This is a genomic window from Leucobacter iarius (assembly GCF_039530105.1).
GTDB lineage: Bacteria > Actinomycetota > Actinomycetes > Actinomycetales > Microbacteriaceae > Leucobacter > Leucobacter iarius.
The window spans coordinates 1-631 of the sequence record NZ_BAAAOB010000017.1 but is presented as its reverse complement, the minus strand read 5'-3'; the positions used below and the strand labels follow the sequence as shown (position 1 = coordinate 631).

2 protein-coding genes are annotated in these 631 nt (G+C 51.0%); both read right to left on the bottom strand.

Translation table 11 applies throughout. The features are described 5' to 3' along the window. Positions 1–132 (bottom strand): Rop family plasmid primer RNA-binding protein (locus ABD169_RS16200; protein WP_425560987.1); only part of this gene is annotated, 132 nt, incomplete at its 3' end. A gap of 25 nt (positions 133–157) precedes the next feature. After that, positions 158–586, bottom strand: coding sequence for a hypothetical protein (locus ABD169_RS16060; RefSeq protein WP_001140599.1), 429 nt, complete (start codon positions 584–586; stop codon positions 158–160). Between the last annotated feature and the right edge of the window lie 45 nt (positions 587–631).

Genomic DNA, 631 nt, shown 5'->3' with positions numbered 1-631 from the left:
ATAACACCCCGCGCGCGCCGCGGCCCAGGCCGCCTGGACGTCGTCAGCCCCCGCGCTGGCCGCCTGCCACAGCAGCGACTGATCCTTAATGAATTTAGCCATATTGAGGGCAGTTTTTTCCTGCTTCGTCATGTTCTCCATTCCCTTCGGTAAGTTCTCAGCTAAACCAGCCGGACCAGAAGCGTTTTTTCTTCTGTGTCAGTTCTGTTGTCAATCTGTCCACTTCGGCCTGGAGTTTCCGGCGCTCATCATCGTGCTGGCGGCGTTCTTCTTCCCGGGATGTTTTATCTTCCAGCATCAGGGTGACAGCCTGCCGGAGATCGGCCAGTTCCTTTTGCATTGCCAGAAGCTGTTCCTGTGGGAAATTTTTTTGTGTATTTTCACGGTGTGAAATGCCGGGAATTTGTTTCTCAGGGATATTCACATTTCCGTATACACGGATCAGTTCTGACACATCCACAACAGGGTTGTTTTTCCCGTCACGTGACACGGTAACCTTTCCCTGTTTTACATGATTGTATAGCGTTCTTCTGGTAATGCCCGCGGCTTGTGCTGCCTGTGAAAGGTTGAGCAATGTTTTCGCCACTGTATACCCCTGATTTTATCGGGTGTGAAAGGTGTGTAATTTCTC